General features: G+C 35.6%; 22 protein-coding genes. 20 read left to right on the top strand and 2 right to left on the bottom strand.

Annotated elements, in window-relative coordinates:
- Window positions 1-4: 4 nt before the first annotated feature.
- The 9 genes from yidC to BM260_RS14190 all read left to right on the top strand — a co-directional run bounded on the left by yidC (window position 5) and on the right by BM260_RS14190 (window position 9,246).
- Window positions 5-775: a membrane protein insertase YidC gene (gene yidC / locus BM260_RS14230; RefSeq protein ID WP_093538015.1), complete on the top strand. Its 771-nt coding sequence runs from the start codon at window positions 5-7 to the stop codon at window positions 773-775.
- Window positions 772-1,515, top strand: coding sequence for an RNA-binding cell elongation regulator Jag/EloR (jag, locus tag BM260_RS14225; protein ID WP_093538014.1), 744 nt, complete (start codon window positions 772-774; stop codon window positions 1,513-1,515). The genes yidC and jag overlap by 4 nt, the downstream gene beginning before the upstream one ends.
- Before the next feature lie 235 nt (window positions 1,516-1,750).
- The gene (mnmE, locus tag BM260_RS14220) at window positions 1,751-3,136 is read left to right on the top strand and encodes a tRNA uridine-5-carboxymethylaminomethyl(34) synthesis GTPase MnmE (protein WP_093538013.1); all 1,386 of its coding nucleotides are present in this window, start codon (window positions 1,751-1,753) and stop codon (window positions 3,134-3,136) included.
- A gap of 22 nt (window positions 3,137-3,158) precedes the next feature.
- On the top strand, window positions 3,159-5,048 hold the full coding sequence (gene mnmG, locus BM260_RS14215; RefSeq protein WP_093538012.1) for a tRNA uridine-5-carboxymethylaminomethyl(34) synthesis enzyme MnmG: 1,890 nt from the start codon (window positions 3,159-3,161) through the stop codon (window positions 5,046-5,048).
- Window positions 5,049-5,071: 23 nt separating this feature from the next.
- Window positions 5,072-5,788 (top strand): 16S rRNA (guanine(527)-N(7))-methyltransferase RsmG, encoded by a 717-nt coding sequence (rsmG, locus tag BM260_RS14210; protein WP_093538011.1) that lies wholly within the window; start codon window positions 5,072-5,074, stop codon window positions 5,786-5,788.
- An 88-nt stretch (window positions 5,789-5,876) separates the two neighbouring features.
- Window positions 5,877-6,746 carry a nucleoid occlusion protein gene (noc, locus tag BM260_RS14205; RefSeq protein ID WP_093538010.1) on the top strand — a complete coding sequence of 290 codons (870 nt, stop codon included), beginning with the start codon at window positions 5,877-5,879 and terminating at the stop codon, window positions 6,744-6,746.
- A 134-nt stretch (window positions 6,747-6,880) separates the two neighbouring features.
- A complete protein-coding gene (locus tag BM260_RS14200) occupies window positions 6,881-7,642 on the top strand; it encodes a ParA family protein (RefSeq protein ID WP_093538009.1) in 762 nt (253 codons plus the stop codon).
- A complete protein-coding gene (locus BM260_RS14195; RefSeq protein ID WP_093538008.1) occupies window positions 7,635-8,477 on the top strand; it encodes a ParB/RepB/Spo0J family partition protein in 843 nt (280 codons plus the stop codon). Before BM260_RS14200 ends, BM260_RS14195 begins: the two co-directional genes overlap by 8 nt.
- Window positions 8,478-8,541: 64 nt before the next feature.
- Window positions 8,542-9,246 (top strand): DUF554 domain-containing protein, encoded by a 705-nt coding sequence (locus tag BM260_RS14190; RefSeq protein ID WP_093538029.1) that lies wholly within the window; start codon window positions 8,542-8,544, stop codon window positions 9,244-9,246.
- Here the strand turns inward: BM260_RS14190 and yyaC are convergent.
- Window positions 9,202-9,804, bottom strand: coding sequence for a spore protease YyaC (gene yyaC / locus BM260_RS14185; RefSeq protein WP_093538007.1), 603 nt, complete (start codon window positions 9,802-9,804; stop codon window positions 9,202-9,204). The genes BM260_RS14190 and yyaC overlap by 45 nt on opposite strands.
- A 78-nt stretch (window positions 9,805-9,882) precedes the next feature.
- On the opposite strand from yyaC, the gene BM260_RS14180 reads away from it, so the two are divergent.
- The 3 genes from BM260_RS14180 to ychF all read left to right on the top strand — a co-directional run bounded on the left by BM260_RS14180 (window position 9,883) and on the right by ychF (window position 12,122).
- Entirely contained in the window at window positions 9,883-10,701 is an 819-nt protein-coding gene (locus BM260_RS14180) for a mechanosensitive ion channel family protein (RefSeq protein WP_093538006.1), read from the top strand.
- A gap of 33 nt (window positions 10,702-10,734) precedes the next feature.
- Window positions 10,735-10,935, top strand: a complete 201-nt coding sequence (locus tag BM260_RS14175; RefSeq protein ID WP_093538005.1) for a DUF951 domain-containing protein — start codon at window positions 10,735-10,737, stop codon at window positions 10,933-10,935.
- Window positions 10,936-11,021: 86 nt separating this feature from the next.
- Entirely contained in the window at window positions 11,022-12,122 is a 1,101-nt protein-coding gene (gene ychF / locus BM260_RS14170; RefSeq protein WP_093538004.1) for a redox-regulated ATPase YchF, read from the top strand.
- Between the two features lie 214 nt (window positions 12,123-12,336).
- Here ychF and BM260_RS14165 read toward each other — a convergent pair whose 3' ends face one another.
- Window positions 12,337-12,894 carry a DUF3267 domain-containing protein gene (locus tag BM260_RS14165; protein ID WP_093538003.1) on the bottom strand — a complete coding sequence of 186 codons (558 nt, stop codon included), beginning with the start codon at window positions 12,892-12,894 and terminating at the stop codon, window positions 12,337-12,339.
- 168 nt (window positions 12,895-13,062) lie between these two features.
- Here BM260_RS14165 and rpsF point away from each other — a divergent pair, with 168 nt between their 5' ends.
- From rpsF to BM260_RS14125, 8 genes are all read left to right on the top strand, one after another.
- Window positions 13,063-13,371 carry a 30S ribosomal protein S6 gene (gene rpsF, locus BM260_RS14160; protein ID WP_093538002.1) on the top strand — a complete coding sequence of 103 codons (309 nt, stop codon included), beginning with the start codon at window positions 13,063-13,065 and terminating at the stop codon, window positions 13,369-13,371.
- 39 nt (window positions 13,372-13,410) lie between these two features.
- Window positions 13,411-13,911, top strand: coding sequence for a single-stranded DNA-binding protein (ssb, locus tag BM260_RS14155; protein ID WP_093538001.1), 501 nt, complete (start codon window positions 13,411-13,413; stop codon window positions 13,909-13,911).
- Between the two features lie 49 nt (window positions 13,912-13,960).
- On the top strand, window positions 13,961-14,197 hold the full coding sequence (gene rpsR, locus BM260_RS14150; RefSeq protein ID WP_093538000.1) for a 30S ribosomal protein S18: 237 nt from the start codon (window positions 13,961-13,963) through the stop codon (window positions 14,195-14,197).
- Between the two features lie 231 nt (window positions 14,198-14,428).
- Window positions 14,429-15,370 (top strand): YybS family protein, encoded by a 942-nt coding sequence (locus BM260_RS14145; RefSeq protein ID WP_093537999.1) that lies wholly within the window; start codon window positions 14,429-14,431, stop codon window positions 15,368-15,370.
- 12 nt (window positions 15,371-15,382) lie between these two features.
- On the top strand, window positions 15,383-17,359 hold the full coding sequence (locus BM260_RS14140; RefSeq protein ID WP_093537998.1) for a DHH family phosphoesterase: 1,977 nt from the start codon (window positions 15,383-15,385) through the stop codon (window positions 17,357-17,359).
- Entirely contained in the window at window positions 17,356-17,805 is a 450-nt protein-coding gene (rplI, locus tag BM260_RS14135; protein WP_093537997.1) for a 50S ribosomal protein L9, read from the top strand. The genes BM260_RS14140 and rplI overlap by 4 nt, the downstream gene beginning before the upstream one ends.
- 12 nt (window positions 17,806-17,817) lie before the next feature.
- Window positions 17,818-19,173 (top strand): replicative DNA helicase, encoded by a 1,356-nt coding sequence (dnaB, locus tag BM260_RS14130; RefSeq protein ID WP_093537996.1) that lies wholly within the window; start codon window positions 17,818-17,820, stop codon window positions 19,171-19,173.
- Window positions 19,174-19,375: 202 nt separating this feature from the next.
- Entirely contained in the window at window positions 19,376-20,662 is a 1,287-nt protein-coding gene (locus BM260_RS14125; protein ID WP_093537995.1) for an adenylosuccinate synthase, read from the top strand.
- Window positions 20,663-20,888: the final 226 nt, after the last annotated feature.

The following is a 20,888-nucleotide window of genomic DNA, read 5'->3' as shown; positions in this document are numbered from 1 at the left end:
AAGGTTGAATAAACGTTTATCACTTATACTATTATTAGTAGTAACTACTGCTTTGCTTGCAGGATGTACAGAGTTCAATGAGCCAATCTATGATAAATCAGAAGGGTTTTGGAATGAATACATCGTATGGCCATTAGTATCATCTATAACGTTTTTTAAAGAATTATTAGGGACATATGGTTTGGGTATTATTGCCGTAACAATAATTATTCGTTTAGTATTACTACCATTAATGATAAAACAAACGAAAAGCTCTAAAAATATGCAAGAAGTCCAACCCGAGTTAACAAAGCTAAAAGAAAAATATAGCTCGAAAGATGCTGTAACGCAGCAAAAGTATCAGCAAGAGATGATGGCCCTCTTTAAAGAAAGAGGAGTTAATCCTGCTGCTGGATGTTTACCGGTATTCATTCAAATGCCGATATTGATCGGTTTCTATCATGCCATTAGCCGTATGAATAATACACCAGAAATTAATCTTGGAGATTTTATTGGCTTTGCTTTAGCGGAACCAAGTATTTTCCTAGCTATCTTGGCAGGTCTTATGCAATTAATTGTTTTACGCACAGGTCCAGCAATGGATAATCCTCAAATGAAGTTAATGATGTACATTATGCCATTTATGATTATGGGATTTGGTGTCGTTTTACCAGCTGCCTTGACGTTGTATTGGGTTATCGGAAATATTATTTCCATCATTCAAAATTTATTCATTTACAAACCTTGGAACAGACCAAAAACAGAACCTGTTAAAACGGGAGGACCAAAAAAATGAATCAGATTACACAAACTGCACCTACAAAAGAAGAAGCTATAACGGTTGCACTGGAAAAGCTTGGCGTTTCCAGAGATGACGTGTCAATTATATTAGTGGAAGCAGGTAAAAAAGGTTTTCTTGGATTTGGAAAAAAGCCTGCAGTTGTTGAAGTAACTGTTTTGAAAAAAGAACAAGAAATAAAAGAAGTAAAAGTACAAGAAGTAGAAAAGGTTGAAGAAGTAACCGAATTAGAAGAGACAGTCAAAAAAGAATCGGTTATGGAAGATGTACCAACAATTACAAATGAACAAGCAGTGGAAGAAACAAAAAGTTATATAAAAGAGATTGCAAAAGAAATGAATATAAATGATCTAGTTATTAATGAGAAAAGAGACGGGAAGTTTATCTATCTTCATTTAAATAGTGAGAAAGCTGCTATATTAATTGGAAAGCGTGGACAAACGTTAAATGCATTAGAAAACTTATCACAATTAGTTGCAAATAAATTTTCTAATTCTTTTATCATTATAAAGTTAGACGTTGGTGATTACAGAGAACGAAGACAAGAATCATTGGAGCAACTGGCAGAAAGAATGGCAGACAAAGCTATTCGAACTGGTAGTAAGGTAGAATTTGAACCGATGTCCTCATTTGAACGGAAAATAATTCATAATGCATTGTCTGTACGAGTGGATATTGAAACCTATTCAGTGGGAACGGATCCAAATCGTTATTTAGTTATCGAACCAATTAAATAATATTCCAACGGATTTCAGCTATGTTAAACACTGAAATCCGTTTTTATTGCATTAAATAATTTTATCTCGAGTCTTGCTATCTATTAGCGAACTTTAGGTATTTTTGTTCACATATGAAAAAGTATCTATACTTCTGATTTTAGTCGTTTTATGGTATTGTTATATGTTAGATAGTCTTGTTCGGTTTACTTATACACATGTGGATAAGTAAGGATTTGTAAGGAGGTGGACACTTGTGGAATTTGATACAATAACTGCTATCTCAACTCCAATGGGAGAAGGTGCCATTGCTATAGTGAGATTAAGCGGATCTAGTGCAATAGCTATAGCAGATAAAATATTTCGTTCACCAAGCGAAAAAAGTTTATTTGAACAAAATTCTCATACCATTCATTATGGTCATCTAATTGATCCTAAAAATGGTGAGGTTGTAGAGGAAGTTATGCTGTCCCTTATGAAAGGGCCCAAAACATTTACAAGAGAAGATGTCATTGAGATAAACTGCCATGGAGGACTAGTTTCTGTTAATCGAGTACTTCAGCTAGCCTTAATAAATGGTGCCCGACTAGCAGAACCGGGTGAGTTTACCAAACGTGCTTTTTTAAATGGGAGAATTGATCTTTCACAAGCTGAAGCTGTAATGGACTTAATAAGAGCAAAAACAGACAAAGCGATGAATGTTGCATTAGGGCAAATGGAAGGTCGATTATCTAGACTTATTGCTACATTGAGGCAAGCACTCTTAGAAACATTGGCGCAAGTAGAAGTAAATATCGACTATCCAGAATACGATGATGTAGAGGAAATGACACTTCCATTAATGATAGATAAATGTACGTGGGTTAGTGAAGAAATCGACAAACTACTTTTGACATCATCTCAGGGGAAAATACTACGAGAAGGATTATCTACTGCGATTATAGGTAGACCGAATGTAGGGAAGTCTTCTCTTTTAAATAGTTTAATACAAGAAAATAAAGCAATTGTGACGGATATAGCAGGAACAACTAGGGATATTATAGAAGAGTACGTTAATGTACGAGGAGTCCCATTAAAACTGGTCGATACTGCAGGTATTCGAGAAACAGAAGATATTGTAGAAAGAATCGGCGTAGAAAAGTCTAGACAGGTACTAAAAGAAGCAGATCTTATATTACTTGTTTTAAATAGTGCTGAGAAGTTAACGATAGAAGACAGAAGATTGTTTGAAGCAATTGAAGGAATGGACTATATCGTTATTATCAACAAAACTGATTTACCAACCGAAATAGAGATAGATGAAGTAAGAAAATTATCAGGTCATAAACGTATTGTTACTACTTCTTTACTAGAGGAACAAGGGGTAAATGAATTAGAAGAAGCGATTGCCTCTTTGTTCTTTGAGGGTGCAATTGAAGCCACTGATCTGACATATGTATCGAATGCTCGACATATATCATTATTGACTTTGGCAAAATCAACTATTACAGATGCGTTAGAAGCGGCACAGAATGATGTGCCTGTAGATATGATTCAAATAGATGTTACTAGAACATGGGAAATACTAGGTGAAATAACAGGGGATACAGTCGAAGAAAGTTTGATTGATCAACTGTTTGCACAATTCTGTTTAGGAAAATAAGAGACGAGAGGAAGTTACGAACATGCCGAAGTTTGAAGCGGGCAAGTTCGATGTGATTGTTGTTGGAGCAGGACATGCAGGTGTGGAAGCGGCTTTAGCAGCTGCTAAAATGGGTGCAAAAACCTTAGTTCTAACAATAAATCTTGATATGATTGCATTTATGCCTTGTAATCCATCGATCGGAGGACCTGCAAAAGGAATTGTTGTGCGTGAAATAGATGCACTTGGCGGGGCCATGGGAAAAGTTATAGACAAAACACATATTCAAATGAGAATGCTTAATACAGGGAAAGGACCTGCTGTTCGAGCATTACGTGCACAAGCTGATAAAGTACTTTACCAAAATGAGATGAAGCGTCTTTTAGAAGAGCAAGAGAACTTAACAATTCATCAAGCTGTAGTAGAGGAATTACTAGTGGAAGACGACAAAATTGCTGGTCTAGTGACACAAGTAGGAGCAGTTTACCGTGCAGAAACAGTCGTAATTACGACGGGGACTTTCTTACGTGGTGAAATTATTATAGGCGACTTGAAGTACTCAAGTGGACCTAATAATCAGCAACCTTCTATAAAATTAGCGGATAGTATCCGTGACTTAGGTTTTGATCTAGTTCGTTTCAAAACAGGTACTCCACCGCGTGTAAATAGTAAAACTATAGATTATAGTAAAACAGAAATCCAACCCGGGGATGATGTTCCAAGAGCTTTTAGTTTTGAGACGACAGAATTTATCATGGATCAATTACCTTGCTGGTTAACTTATACAAGTGAAGTAACGCATCAAATTATTAATGATAATTTACATTTATCACCGATGTATTCTGGTATGATTAAAGGAACTGGTCCAAGGTATTGCCCTTCAATTGAAGATAAGGTTGTACGCTTTAACGACAAGCCTCGTCATCAAATTTTCTTAGAGCCAGAAGGTAGAAATACACGAGAGGTGTATGTTCAAGGGTTATCTACTAGTCTTCCAGAACATGTACAACGTCAGCTGTTAGCCTCTGTTCCAGGACTTGAAAATGCAGAAATGATGCGAGCTGGATACGCAATTGAGTATGATGCAATGGTACCAACTCAATTATGGCCAACATTAGAAACTAAAAAAGTAAAAAATCTATATACAGCGGGTCAAATAAACGGTACTTCTGGTTATGAAGAAGCAGCAGGTCAAGGTTTAATGGCAGGAATAAATGCTGGTTTACGTGCACTTAAAAAAGAAGAAAAAGTATTGAGTAGATCAGATGCATATATCGGTGTATTAATTGATGACTTAGTAACGAAAGGAACTAATGAACCATATCGTTTACTTACTTCCCGTGCAGAATATCGTTTATTACTTCGTCATGACAATGCTGATTTAAGACTGTTGGAAATTGGATATGAAATTGGATTAGTTCCGGAATCACGATATAGTAAATTCTTAGAGAAAAAGAAAAGAGTAGAAGATGAGTTAGTTCGTTTACGATCAACAATGATAAAACCAAATGAAGTAACTCAAGATTTGATAAAAAGTGTAGCTGGTAGCGAATTGAAAGATGGAATTCGTGCAGCAGATCTTTTAAAACGAACAGAAATGAACTATGATTTAGTAGCTCAATTGTCACCTTCTGAGGTAGAATTATCTATAGAAGAAAAAGAACAAGTAGAGATACAAGTTAAGTATGAAGGGTATATCGATAAATCTCTTCAGCAAGTAGAAAAACTTAAAAAAATGGAAGACAAAAAAATTCCTGAGAATATCGATTATAATGCTATTAACGGTATTGCTACAGAGGCAAAACAGAAACTGATGCAAGTCCGACCATTGTCGATTGCTCAAGCATCTCGAATTTCAGGAGTAAATCCAGCAGATATATCTATTTTACTTATATATATAGAACAAGGAAAAATAGCGAAAATTTCTGGGTAGTCTAAAATGATAAGGAGAACTACATGAACGAAGAACAATTTGTAAAAGCCCTTCAAGAAAAAGGAATAGATTTGAGTAGTACTCAAGTAGAACAATTCCAAATTTATTTTAAGTTACTAGTGGAATGGAACGAGAAGATGAACTTAACTGCCATAACGGACGAGCCTTCTGTTTATTTAAAGCATTTCTTCGATTCCATTAGTGCTTCTTTTTATGAGGATTTCACAGGGAAATACTCAATTTGTGACGTTGGAGCAGGTGCAGGTTTTCCTAGTATTCCTTTGAAAATTTGTTTTCCTAATTTAAGTGTCACAATAGTAGACTCTTTAAATAAGCGAATTCAATTCTTAACTCATCTTAGTAAAGAACTTGGGTTAAAAAATGTTCACTTTGTTCATTCTCGAGCAGAAGATTTTGGACAAAATAAGGAATATAGAGAAAATTTTGATATAGTAACTGCTAGAGCCGTTGCGAGACTTTCTGTGTTATCTGAACTCTGTCTTCCTCTCGTTAAAGTCGGAGGGAAGTTTATAGCGATGAAAGCAGCTAGTGCTTCTGAAGAACTAAAAGATGCTTCTAAAGCATTATCCGTTTTAGGTGCAGAAAAAACAGCAGATTATTCTTTTTTATTACCATTAGAAAATAGTGAAAGAACGTTGTATGTCTTTTCTAAAACTAAAAGCACACCGAAAAGATACCCTCGAAAACCAGGTATTCCAAACAAAACACCAATTATTTAATGAGGAACGTTCCACGTGAAACATTTAAGGTATAAATTTAATCGTGAATATTTTGTGTATAGAGTTTCGAAAAGGTGGTGCGAGTAAGATGAAAAGTCCGTTTTCACGTTTTTTTGGAAGTTCTGAAAAACAAGGGCAAGAAGAGCTGATTGAGCCAAGGCAAAATCACTTAGAAGAAGTTTTAAATATAGCAATTGAGAAAATAGTACCTAATAGATATCAACCTAGAACTGTTTTTGATGATGATAAAATTGAAGAACTAGCTAGAACTATTCATACTCACGGTGTGATTCAACCAATCATTATTCGAAAAATGGAAGATGAAAAGTACGAGATTATTGCTGGAGAACGTCGCTTTAGAGCGATGACAAAGCTTAAGTGGGCAGAAGTTCCAGCAATAATCCGTAACTTAAGTGATAAAGAAACTGCTTCTATTGCATTAATAGAAAACTTACAACGTGAAGAGTTAACGGCAATTGAGGAAGCGGTAGCATATCAGAAGTTATTAAAACTTCATGATCTAACTCAAGAAGCACTGGCCCAACGTCTAGGTAAGGGGCAGTCTACAGTTGCAAACAAACTGAGATTACTAAAGTTACCTCAAGAAGTTCAAGAAGCTATTATGAAAAAAGAACTTTCGGAAAGACATGCTCGTGCGTTAATGGCTATTAAAGAAAAAGAAGTACAACTAGAATTGATGAATACTTCCATTGAGAAACATTGGAATGTGAAACAACTAGAAGAAAGGGTTAATGAAATTAATAACCCACCAGTTAAAGAAGATAAGAAAGTAAAATCAAGAAGAAAAGTAGTAAGTAAAGATGTTCGAATAGCATTAAATACGATTAAACAATCTTTATCTATGGTCACTAAAAGTGGTATTAATATAAAAACTGAAGAAGAAGATACAGAAGAATTCTATCAAATTACCGTAAGAATCCCTAAAAAGAAATCATAATATACTATTTTACTTTAACTCTCGCATAATTTTGCGAGAGTTTTTTCTTTTGTAACAAGAATAACATCCATTTCTATTCAAAATTTGATAGAATAAAGAAGTGGCTATTATATAGTAAGGAAGTTGGTGCAAGTGTGGGAAGAATTATAGCAATCGCCAATCAAAAAGGTGGGGTAGGAAAGACAACTACATCCGTGAATTTAAGTGCCTGCCTTGCATACTTGGGGAAAAAAGTATTACTAGTTGATATAGATCCACAGGGGAATGCTTCTAGTGGAGTAGGGGTTAATAAAGGTGAGGTTCAGCAATGTATTTATGATGTCCTCATTGATGATGTTAGTGTGAAAGATACAATCTTAGAAACAAAAGTTGAAAATTTACATATTGTTCCTGCTACTATTTCTTTGGCCGGTGCTGAAATAGAATTAGTCTCTACAATTTCTAGAGAAGTTCGTTTAAAAAGAGCCTTACAGGAAGTACAAAGTTTATATGATTATATTGTTATAGATTGCCCGCCATCTTTGGGATTATTAACGATTAATTCATTAACTGCTGCAGATGCAATTATTATTCCGGTACAATGTGAATTTTATGCGTTGGAAGGTTTAAGCCAATTATTAAGTACAATTCGCTTGGTTCAAAAGCATTTAAATAAAAATCTCGCTATTGATGGTGTATTACTAACAATGTTTGATGCTCGTACAAACCTTGGTATTCAAGTAATTGAAGAAGTAAAAAAATACTTCCAAGATAAAGTATACAAAACAATAATTCCAAGAAATGTTCGTTTAAGTGAAGCACCAAGTCATGGAGAACCAATCATTATATATGATCCAAAATCTAGAGGGGCAGAGGTATATTTAGAATTAGCGAAGGAAGTGATTCGTAATGGCTAAAGGATTAGGAAAGGGTATTAATGCATTATTCCCTGGAGAAGACTTAGATTTAGATCAATTAGAACAGGTTGAACAGATTCTAATCATCGATATTAAACCAAATCCTTTTCAACCTCGTAAAATATTTGACGAAGAAGCTCTGAAAGAACTTTCTGAATCTATTAAGGAACATGGTGTTCTGCAACCTATTATATTAAGAAAAAAAGGATCGAAGTTTGAAATAGTAGTAGGGGAAAGAAGATATAGAGCATCTCAGTTAGCAAATTTAGAAGCTATTCCTGCAGTTATAAGAGAACTAAATGATCAGCAAATGATGGAACTTGCAATTCTTGAAAATCTTCAGCGAGAAGATTTAACTGCGATTGAAGAGGCAGAGGCGTATCAAAATCTATTGGAGCATTTAAACTTGACTCAAGAACAACTTGCTTTTAGATTAGGGAAAAGTAGACCTCATATAGCCAATCATATTCGTTTACTCTCATTACCTCAGGTTGTTAGAGATGCTATCTCGGATGGGATTTTTTCAATGGGACATGGTAAAGCACTTCTTGGATTAAAGAAGAAAAAAAACATTCCATTAATTATGCAAAAGTCCATAAAAGAAAACTTAAATGTTAGACAGCTAGAGGCTTTAGTTCAGCGCCTAAATGAAAATGTTCCACGTGAAACAAAAAAAGTTCAGAAGGATATTTTTACTAAAGAAAAGGAATCTGAGTTAAGAGAATTATTTGGAACTCCTGTTTCTATCGTGAAAAACAAAGATAAAGGTAAAATTGAAATTGAGTTCTACTCAGATGATGATTTGGAAAGAATATTGCAATTGTTAGAAGATTAAAAACCTATTCTTAGGCAATGCCTAGGAATAGGTTATATTTTTAGCGGTGGAATGAGGCATGGTAATGGCACTATTTGGAACATTGATAAATGCTCTATTAATAGTAGTAGGGGCTATTATAGGTAGATTATTAAAAGGAATCCCGGAAAATATGAAACAAACTGTTATGAATGCAATTGGTATAGCGGTAGCTTTGTTAGGTATTCAAATGGGCTTAGAAAGTGATAATTTTGTTTTAGTCATTATATGTATTGTTTTTGGCGGAGTCATCGGGGAATGGATAGATCTGGATAAATGGTTAAACCGATTCGCACAATTTTTGGAAACTAAAATGGGATCTCCAAAGCAGGGGGCAGGAATTGCCCAGGGATTTGTTGCAGGAACGTTGATATTTGTAATAGGAGCAATGGGAGTACTTGGAGCTCTCAACGGAGGTTTACAAAACGACCATGAATTATTAATAAGTAAAGGGATAATTGACGGATTTACCTCTATTGTTCTTGCTGCAACTTTAGGAATAGGTGTTCTTTTTTCTGCAATTCCTGTAGCCATCTATCAAGGAGTAATAGCTTTGTTTGCTACTCAAATAACAAAAATAATACCAGAGGCTGCACTTGAATTATTTCTTCAAGAAATGACAGCAACTGGTGGTATTATGATTATTGCTATTGGTCTTAATCTTTTAGGAGTAACGAAAGTGAGAGTGGCAAATCTATTACCAAGTTTAGTTGTCGTCGGCATTGCTGTTACTATTATTTATAACTTTTAAATTATAACGATGCCATGCTAAAAGTAGAGAACGAGATATGATTTTACCCATATCGTAAGTAAGGCTGAGACGGGTACTTTGTAAAACATTATATTCCATAAATCCTCCGATATTAACAATAGCTTTAATAGATACATCACCTATTGGTGGTAAATCTTTTTTAACTGCTTTTCCTGGAAACAAGGGACCACGTTGAACAATGATTTGTCCAATATTATTCACATTTCCTAAGCATGCGTCTATAGCAATAATGTATGGGGCTATGGAAGAGCTAAGGAGTGTATCTGTAATTTCTTCAATATTTAATGCATGTAAAGGATTGTCCAATGTACCTACAATTTCAAAAGGGAATGACTTGAGTTGCGATAAAAAAGAGCCAGTCATTGGTCCAAGTGCATCCCCAGTTGAGCGATCAGTACCTATACAACAAAACACTAGATTTGGATGATCAAATGGTATTTGTTCTATAAAGTAGTTACTTAATCGCCAAACTGCACCTGTTTCTTTATAATAAATTGTAGAAGATTCGGAAATAGTATTAATAGCAGAAGAGTTCATATAATTTTACTCACTTTCTTTTTAAGTCAGTATATGCATCTAGGAAATTATTTATTCAAATGAGGTGGTAACAAGTTTATGGAAGAAAGGCTACAAAGTTTGAAGGATTATTTATTTACAGAAGAGACTTGGATTCAACTAGGACTTACCTTTTTCAAAGTAATACTAATCTTATTATTAACTGCTATTGCGGTGAAGTTTGGAAAACACATCATCGAAAAGGTATTTGCGGTCAGACAAAGAAGCCCTTTAGGCTATTCAGAGCGTAGACAAAATACATTACTAAAACTGCTTCAAAATGTTTTAACTTATGTTATATATTTCAGTGCTATTATCGCTATTTTAACTACATTTGGTATAAAAGTAGCCGGATTGTTGGCTGGGGCGGGAATTGTCGGTCTAGCAGTTGGTTTTGGTGCCCAAAGCTTAGTAAAAGACGTTATTACTGGTTTTTTTATAGTGTTTGAAGATCAATTTGCAGTTGGAGATCAAGTACAAATAGGAACAGCGAATGGAATTGTACAAGAAATAGGTTTACGAACGACAAAAGTGAAGAGTTATACCGGAGAACTTCATATAATTCCTAATGGTAGCATTTTAGTTGTTATAAACTATTCCATTTATAACTCACTAGCTTTAATAGACATTAGTATAGCACCTGAAAATGATATTCCATCTATGGAAAAGAATATTGAAGAATTTCTTGAAGGGCTGCCAAACAGGTATGAAGAACTTGTGAAAACACCTAGTTATCTTGGGGTACAAAGTTTTGATGCATCTGAAATAGTAGTGCGTTTCACCGCTGAGACTTTACCAACTAAGCAAAATAGTATTGCTAGAAAAATTAGGAGAGATTTAATAGAATTTTTCGAATTGAAAGGCATTAAGATTTCATAACCCGATAACTATTTAAAATGAGTAGGTGACGAAATGGAAAAGAAGCAATTTCAACTAAATGATATTGTAGAAATGAAAAAACAACACCCTTGTGGAACAAACGCTTGGAAAATCATTCGAATGGGTGCGGATATACGTATAAAGTGTGAAGGATGCCAACATAGTGTAATGATTCCTAGAAAAGAATTTGAAAAGAAGATGAAAAAGCTCCTTGTGCAAGCGGATGCTGAGTAATGATAGACTTTTATAACTAAAATCAATATAATGAACAAGTTGTATATAAAGTTTATGGTTTAAAATAATGAAGGGTTGTGACATATATGGCTTTAACTGCAGGAATCGTAGGACTACCAAACGTAGGGAAATCTACATTGTTTAATGCAATAACAAAAGCTGGAGCATTGGCAGCAAACTACCCATTTGCAACGATTGATCCTAACGTAGGGGTAGTAGAAGTACCTGATAAGCGTTTAGATAAATTGACAGAGCTAGTAGTACCAAAGAAAACAGTTCCTACAGCATTTGAATTTACGGACATCGCGGGAATTGTAGAAGGCGCTAGTAAAGGGGAAGGACTTGGAAACAAATTCCTTGCTCATATACGTGAAGTAGATGCAATTTGTCAGGTTGTTCGTTGCTTCGAAGATGAAAATATTACACATGTATCTGGAAAAGTAGATCCAATCTCAGATATTGAAGTGATTAACCTAGAGTTAATATTAGCGGATTTAGAGAGCGTAGATAAACGCCTAGCTCGTGTAACTAAAATGGTAAAACAAAGAGATAAAGAAGCACTAGCAGAAGAACCAGTTCTTACTCGCTTAAAAGAAGCTTTCGAAGCTGGAAAATCGGGTCGTTCGGTTGAATTTACGGAAGAAGAACAACGCGTAGTTAAAGGATTTCATTTGCTGACAACAAAACCAATGCTTTATGTTGCGAACGTATCAGAAGATGATATTATGGCTGATGGCGAAAATGAATATGTACAAAAAGTGCGTGCATTTGCAGCAGAAGAAGGCGCAGAGGTAATACTTATATGTGCAAAAATTGAAGAAGAAATGGCAGCACTAGAAGATGAGGAGAAAGCAATGTTCCTAGAAGAATTAGGAATTAAAGAATCTGGTTTAGATCAGTTAATTAAAGCTTCTTACTCATTAATAGGTTTAGCTACTTACTTCACAGCTGGAGTACAAGAAGTTCGAGCTTGGACATACCTTAAGGGTATGAAAGCACCTCAATGTGCAGGTGTAATTCACTCTGACTTTGAAAAAGGTTTTATCCGTGCAGAAACAGTAGCTTATGATGATTTGGTTGAAACTGGATCTATGGCAGCTGCAAAAGAAGCTGGTAAAGTTCGTTTAGAAGGAAAAGAGTATATCGTACAAGACGGAGACGTAATGTTATTCCGCTTCAACGTATAATAGAAAAAGGATTAGTGAGAAATCACTAATCCTTTTTTCTATTGAATAATACGTATCTAAAATGTACACAATCAATTAATTGAGTAGTACTCTCATCATTAGATAGAGCATAGCTTCTGCTTAGATGTTAACAGTAGCCAAATTGGTTTTATATCCAATTATATAAAGTAGAGATCTAATTGATTGGAGCGCAAATCAATCGCATATCACCCTTTTAATTTTGCGCGCATTTTCTTAATACATATAACCTAGGCTTCACTGGATCATCTTTTATCAATAAATCATTTGGATATTTTCTGAGCTCCTTATACATGGCAAAGTCTCCAGCTGCTCCAGCGATTAACCAGGCACCCAACAGGACAAGTGAAAGAGAACCAATCCAAAAACCAAAAATCATTGGTAAAAACCCAGTAGCCCAAAAAGGAAGTAACAATGCTTTTTTCATGGCACTGTTTGGGATAGGTATAGTTGTAGTAGCATATGCTACCCCCATTTTAAGATTGACCCCATAGTCCATACTATTCCAAGGTGCTTTCCCAAAAAGCCAGAATCCAACGAGATGAAGGCACTCATGCAATATGATTAATACTACATAACCGATAAAGAACCAGAGGAAGTTCCAAAAAGAGAAAGTTATTTCGGTAATACTAGTTAACCAAGGAAATAGAATTAGCCCTGTTATAGATAAACCCACAGTTAGTCCAATGCTTTCCCATGCGACCTTTTTTAAATTGATATCAATTACGGCTAAAGTTTCTTCATTGTTTTCCATATACGTGCCTCCTATTTAAAATAAATATAACTCAATGAGTAAAATAATGACAATCATCCTTGATACGTTAGATAAACTATGTTACAATTCATTGATGTGAGTAATAGAATTACTTGCTCCTTGTCGGCTTTCAATAGTCGGCCAAAGACCATAGGGAGGTGTAAATAGATGAGAAAGTACGAATTAATGTACATTATTCAACCAGCAATCGAAGAAGATGCGAAGAAAGCTTTAGTAGAGCGTTTCCAAGATATCTTAACTTCAAATGGTGCAGAAATCATCGAAGCAAAAGAGTGGGGTAAACGCCGTTTAGCTTACGAAATCAATGACTTACGTGAAGGATTCTACCAAATCCTTAAAGTAACTGCTGATTCAAAAGCAATCGATGAATACACACGTTTAGCTAACATCAATGAAGACATTATCCGTCACATTGCTGTTCGTATCGATGATATTAAAGTTAAAGCAAAAAAATAAAACTGACTAAAAAAGCTGATCGAGGGAGGTTGTTTACTGATGATTAACCGTGTCGTATTAGTTGGAAGACTAACAAAAGATCCGGAACTTCGCTATACACCAAGTGGTGTTGCAATGGCTAGATTTACACTAGCTGTAAATCGTACATTCTCCAACCAACAAGGTGAAAGAGAAGCTGATTTTATCAACTGTGTCGTTTGGAGAAAGCAAGCTGAGAACACAGCAAACTACTTGAAAAAAGGAAGTTTAGCTGGTGTTGAAGGGCGCATTCAAACGGGTAGTTATGAAGGACAAGATGGAAAACGTGTTTATACTACAGACGTTGTTGCAGACAGCGTTCAGTTCTTAGAACCACGTAATAGCTCTGGAGGCAACCAAGGTGGACAATCATCTTCGGGGAATGGCCAGCAGCAATATTCAGCACCTTCATATCAGCAAAACCAACCATCGAATCAGCAAAATTATACACGTGTAGATGAGGATCCTTTTTCTAATAGTAGTGGACCAATCGAAGTATCGGATGACGACTTACCGTTCTAAAAAGCATTACTTAGCATGTTTACTTTAATCGAAAAGGAGGCAACTCGATATGGCAATTCGTCGCGGAGGCAAAAGACGCCGTAAAGTTTGTTACTTCACATCAAACAATATCGTACACATTGATTATAAAGATGTAGATTTGTTGAAAAAATTCGTGTCAGAACGTGGGAAAATTCTTCCACGTCGTGTGACAGGAACTAGTGCGAAGTATCAACGTAAATTAACACGAGCTATTAAAGTATCTCGTATCATGGCTTTACTTCCATTCTCTTCTGAAGAGAGATAAGTATAAATTAGAAAGACCGGGAAACCGGTCTTTTTTTTGTGAACTTTTAAAATACTTCAAGTCCTTCACTTTTAATGACAGATAAAGGAAAAGGGTGCCGTACCTTCATACTTCACCGCATTTCAAGGCAAACATAGACGTTTGCACTTTTCTATACAGTATGTGGAATTTTAGTTGTTGTAAACAATCTGTTACAATGAATAGATGATTACATTAAAGGAAGGTTCCTAAATGCAAAGAAATCAAACAAATTATTTAACTTATGGATCTATGATGATTGCGCTATTTGCTATTTTGTTGGCAATGTCAGTTTATGTTCCAGTACTAGGATTTTTCACGTCATTTATTGTACCGTTACCCCTTGCATGGTACAGTGCAAAGTTTGAAAGAAAACAAGCTGTATTTGTCACGGTGATTGCGATTATTATTTCTTTTGTTATTGGCGGAGTTTTTGGATTTATCTTTGGATTACTAGTTGGTCCGTTAGGTTTTCTCATTGGATATGCAATCCAGGCTAAAAAGTCCAAATTGTATATGCTCATGTCAACAGGGCTGTTTTTACTTTTAATGACTGCTGTACAATACATAATATCCATTTTGTTTTTAAATATGAATGTTTTGAAGCAATTAATCACGACCATTGAAGTATACTACGAACAACTGGGAAATATTATGTCTTCCTTTGGTCAATTGCCTGAGGGTTATGACGAGTTAGTTGAACAAAGCATAATGCTTATCGAATCAATTATGCCCAGCTATTTTATTGGCGGGGTGTTTATTAGTGCTTGGTTATATTTAATCATTAATTTATCGCTATTAAAAAAGTTGAAGTTAAGTGTACCTAAGTTCCCTAAATTCATGGATTTTAGACTACCTAAAGCAGTGTTATGGTATTATTTAATCGTATCGATTTTCTCATTGTTTGTATCATTTGACGTAGGAACGTTTGGCTATTTAGCTTTGGTGAATGCAGCATTAATATTACGAGCTCTTTTGTTTTTACAAGGTGTTTCTCTAATACACTACTATTTTTATATAGAGGGATGGCCAAAATGGTCAATGATTCTTGCGACAATCTTTGCAGTTCCACTATATACATTTACTATTATAGTAGGGGTATTAGATTTAGGATTTAATATCAGAGGTTTTATAAAAGACAGATACAAAAAATAAGGAGCTGATCTAGTGGCATCTTTTTTTAGAAAACGGCCAATTCGATATCCACTCATATTGTTTTTACTACTTAGTGGGGTTGCAACTTATTTATTACTGTCTACCAACACATTGATTGGACTATTGTTCGCTCTAATGGTAATTGGTGTATTCATCTATGCATGGATGATTGAACAACGTGTGTATGAAGAGACAGAAAAACATATAGAAACTCTTTCTTACCGGATGAAAAAGGTAGGAGAAGAAGCCTTATTAGAAATGCCAATTGGAATATTACTCATAAATGATCAGTACATCATTGAATGGGCCAATCCGTACATGACCCAACAACTTCCATTCGATACGATTATTGGTGAGGAGCTCCTTTCGATATCAAAGGATTTTCAACAGCTTAAAAAACAGGAAGAATCTAAAGAAATGGTTATTTCCTTAGATGAAAAAAATTATAAAGTGTTTTATAAAGCGGAAGAAAAGCTTCTATACTTCTTTGATATAACCGAACAGATCGAAATGGAATCGCTCTATTATGGAGATCGAACAGTTATTGGTGTTCTGTTTATAGATAACTATGATGAAATATCACAAGGGATAGATGATCAAACTCGAGGAAGGCTTAACAGTCTGGTAACTTCCTCTGTGAACGACTGGGGAGCCAAATACGGAATTTATGTAAAACGAATTTCCTCGGATCGTTTTTTAGCCGTTTTTAATGAATCCATATTAGTAGAAGTAGAAAAAAGTAAATTCTCCATATTAGATGATATAAGAGAAACTACTGCTAAATTCGGATTTTCCCTTACTTTAAGCGTAGGTGTTGGTGCTGGGTCCACTTCCCTAGTAGAACTTGGAGAACTTGCTCAGTCCAGCTTAGATTTAGTATTAGGACGTGGTGGAGATCAGGTAGCGATAAAGCATTCAAGTGGAAAAGTGAAGTTTTATGGTGGGAAAACAAATCCAGTAGAAAAACGTACGCGAGTGAGAGCAAGAGTTATTTCCCATGCGCTACGTGATCTTATCCAGGATAGTGACCAAGTATTTGTTATGGGGCATAGAATGCCCGATATGGATGCAATTGGCTCTGCTGTTGGAGTAAGAAAAATGGTTGGTATGAACAAAGTAGAAGGTTATGTTGTATTGGATACTAATGAGTTGGATAATAGTGTTGTTCGTTTAATGGATGAGATCAAAGAACAACCAGAGTTATATAACCGTTTTATAAGCCCAGAAGAGGCAATAAGCAAAATTACAGACAAAACATTATTAGTAGTAGTAGATACACATAAGCCTAGCCTAGTTATTGATGAAAAGCTGCTTCAAAAAGCAGAGAAGGTAGTTGTGATCGATCATCATCGACGTGGAGAAGAATTCATCTCCAACACGATGCTTGTTTACATGGAACCTTATGCATCCTCTACTTCAGAGTTGGTAACTGAACTAATTGAGTATCAACCGAAAAATGAAAAGTTATCTATGTTGGAAGCAACATCCATGTTAGCTGGTATTATTGTTGATACGAAAAGCTTTACGCTACGTACAGGAGCAAGAACATTTGAAGCAGCATCCTATTTGCGTACACATGGTGCAGATACAATTCTTGTTCAACGTATGTTGAAGGAAGACATTGATACCTATATTGAACGCTCTAAAATTGTTCAGACGGTAGAATTCTTTAGAGAAGGCATTGCTATTGCACATGGTATGGAAGACATCTCTTATAGTCAAGTATTGCTTGCTCAAACCGCTGATATCTTATTGACGATGAATAATATTGGTGCCTCTTTTGTAATAGGCCGGAGAAGTGAATCTACTATAGGAATCAGTGCCCGATCATTGGGTGATGTAAATGTTCAAGTTATAATGGAAAAGCTAAATGGTGGAGGGCACTTAACTAATGCCGCCTGTCAGTTAGAAGATACCACGATAGACGAAGCAATAATACTTCTAAAAAATGCAATTATAGATACAATCGAAGGAGGAAATGAAGAATGAAAGTAGTATTCTTAAAAGACGTAAAAGGTAAAGGGAAAAAAGGCGAGGTTAAAAATGTTGCAGATGGTTATGCACACAACTTTTTACTAAAAAACAAATTAGCGGTAGAAGTAAATGCAGCTGCATTAAGTGCTCTTGAAGGGCAAAAGAAAAAATCAGAAAAAGAAGCAGCTCAAGAGCTAGCAGATGCACAACAATTAAAAGAAACAATAGAGCAATTAACAGTAGAGTTAAAAGCAAAGTCTGGAAATGATGGTCGACTATTTGGCTCAATTACAACAAAACAAATTGCTTCTCAATTAGAAAAGTCACATGGTATAAAATTAGACAAACGCAAAATGGAATTAGATGATGCAATTCGAGCATTAGGATATACTAATGTTCCTGTGAAACTTCATCATGAAGTTGTAGCAACATTAAAAGTTCTTGTTGCAGAAGAAGCGTAAGGAGAGAGGTAAATGAGCGATCCAATGTTGGACCGTGTACCGCCACATAACCAAGAAGCCGAACAATCTGTTATAGGAGCAATATTTTTAGAACCACAGGCATTAATTACTGCAGGCGAGATCTTACTAGCTGAAGATTTTTATCGTGTAGCACATCAAAAAATCTTCCAGACGATGCTTCATTTAAGCGACAAAGGGAAGGCAATCGATGTTGTAACCGTGACGGAAGAACTTTCTGCTAAGAAGGAATTAGAAGATGTAGGTGGCATTTCGTATATTAGTGAGATTGCTAACGCCGTTCCAACCGCAGCAAATATAGCATATTACGCCAAGATTGTAGAAGAGAAATCTATTTTACGTCGTTTAATCCGAGTAGCAACTACCATAGTAGAAGATGGTTTTACTCGGGAAGACGAAGTAGAAGCATTGTTAGCAGAAGCAGAACGTAAAATGATGGAAGTTGCCAGCCGCAAAAATGCTGGTGATTTCGAGCATATTAAAGACGTTTTAGTGGAAACATACGATAATATAGAAAAACTTCATACAAGAAAAGGTGATGTTACTGGTATAGCTACAGGGTTCCGTGATTTGGATCGAATTACAGCTGGTTTCCAACGAAATGATTTAATCATTGTAGCTGCCCGTCCATCTGTAGGGAAAACTGCATTTGCACTAAATGTAGCGCAAAATGTAGCGACCAAAACAGATGAAAATGTAGCAATCTTTAGTTTAGAGATGGGTGCAGAACAGTTAGTCATGCGTATGCTTTGCGCGGAGGGGAATATAGATGCTCAAGTACTCCGTACCGGGGCATTGACAACCGAAGATTGGCGCAAGTTAACAATGGCAATGGGAAGTCTTTCAAATGCAGGAATTTTCATTGATGATACTCCTGGTATTCGAGTTAATGAAATTCGAGCTAAATGTCGTCGCTTGAAGCAAGAGCACGGACTTGGAATGATTCTAATTGATTATTTACAGTTAATACAAGGTAGTGGTGGAAGCCAAGCTAACCGTCAACAAGAAGTATCAGAAATTTCTCGATCATTAAAAGGCTTAGCGCGTGAACTGCAGGTTCCTGTTATTGCACTGTCTCAGCTATCTCGTGGAGTGGAGCAGCGTCAAGACAAGCGACCGATGATGTCTGACTTACGTGAATCTGGTTCTATTGAGCAGGATGCGGATATTGTATCCTTCCTATACCGTGAAGATTATTATGACAAAGAAACCGAAAATCAGAACATGATCGAAATCATTATTGCAAAACAACGTAATGGTCCGACTGGAACAGTTACACTTGCATTCGTTAAAGAGTTCAACAAATTCGTTAATATTGATTGGAGTCAACACCAAGCACCACCTGCATAATTAGAAAAGAGCAAGAACTTAAAATTTCATTAATAATTTATAATGAAAATAGAACTTTATATCTAAAACACGAACGATAAATGCGCTTACACATTTTCTGTTCGTGTTTTTGCATTAAATCAGTTGACTAAGGACACTTAGATTGGTACAATAACAATGTTTGAATCAGGACATACAAAATGTCTGACGGAGGTGCTGGCAAATGCCATCAGTAGTAGTAGTTGGAACACAATGGGGAGACGAAGGTAAAGGGAAAATCACAGACTTTCTATCCGAACACTCAGAAGTAATCGCACGTTACCAAGGCGGTAATAATGCAGGTCATACGATTATTTTTGGAGGAGAAACTTACAAGCTTCACTTAATTCCTTCAGGTATTTTCTATAAAGATAAAATTTCTGTTATAGGAAACGGAATGGTAGTGGATCCGAGAGCGCTTGTAAAAGAGCTAAAGGGATTACATGATCGTGGTGTTACAACTGAAAACTTACGCATTTCAAATCGTGCGCATGTTATTCTGCCATATCATTTAAAACAAGATGAAGTTGAAGAAGCTCGTAGAGGAGCAAATAAAATCGGTACTACAGGTAAAGGTATTGGACCGGCTTATATGGACAAAGCTGCTCGTGTAGGAATCCGTATTGCAGATCTACTGGATTACGAAGTATTTAAAGAAAAGTTAGAACTTAACTTACAAGAAAAGAATAGAATGTTTGAGAAGTTTTATGAAACAGACGGCTTTACATTAGAAGAAATTTTAGAAGAGTTTTATGGTTATGGACAAGAGATTGCTAAGTACGTTACAGATACTTCAAAGGTATTAAATGACGCATTAGATGATGGTCGTCGTGTATTATTTGAAGGTGCACAAGGAGTTATGTTGGATATAGACCAAGGTACTTACCCGTTTGTAACTTCTTCCAATCCAGTAGCTGGCGGAGTAACAATTGGTGCAGGAGTAGGTCCAACCAAGATCAGTCATGTAGTAGGAGTTTGTAAAGCTTATACATCACGTGTAGGTGATGGTCCTTTCCCTACGGAGCTATTTGATGAAGTTGGAAATCAAATCCGTGAAGTTGGTAAAGAGTATGGGACAACTACTGGCAGACCACGTCGAATTGGTTGGTTTGATACAGTAGTTATCAGACATGCACGTCGTGTAAGCGGGTTAACTGATTTAACTGTTAACTCTATTGATGTTTTGACTGGATTAGATACCGTTAAAATATGTACTGCTTATAAATATAAAGATGAATTAATCACAGAGTATCCAGCTAACCTTCGTATTTTAGGTGAATGTGAACCAATTTATGAAGAGATGCCAGGTTGGAGTGAAGACATTACTAAGTGTAAATCACTTGATGAACTTCCTGAAACAGCTCGTCATTACTTGGAACGAATTTCACAACTTACAGGTGTGCAAATCTCGATTTTCTCAGTAGGTCCAGATCGCACTCAAACAAACATCATTACAAGTGTTTGGAAATAATAAGCAAAAAAACCGTCATAAAGCATGCTTTATGACGGTTTTTTGTCTGTTAATGTAGAAATTCGGGAATTCGCTATTATATAAGTCTTCTATTATGACAAATATAACAAAGATATTTGGCGGTATATGTATAATATATGAATATTTTGGAGATTACTAATTTATATAAATAGAGGCAATAGGTTAAAAGGATTATTTTATTATAAAAAATGTAAAAAATAACTAG

The organism is Psychrobacillus psychrotolerans (assembly GCF_900115805.1).
Lineage (GTDB): Bacteria > Bacillota > Bacilli > Bacillales_A > Planococcaceae > Psychrobacillus > Psychrobacillus psychrotolerans.
The sequence above is the reverse complement of the archived record's forward strand: the minus strand, read 5'-3'. Positions and strand labels throughout refer to the sequence as shown.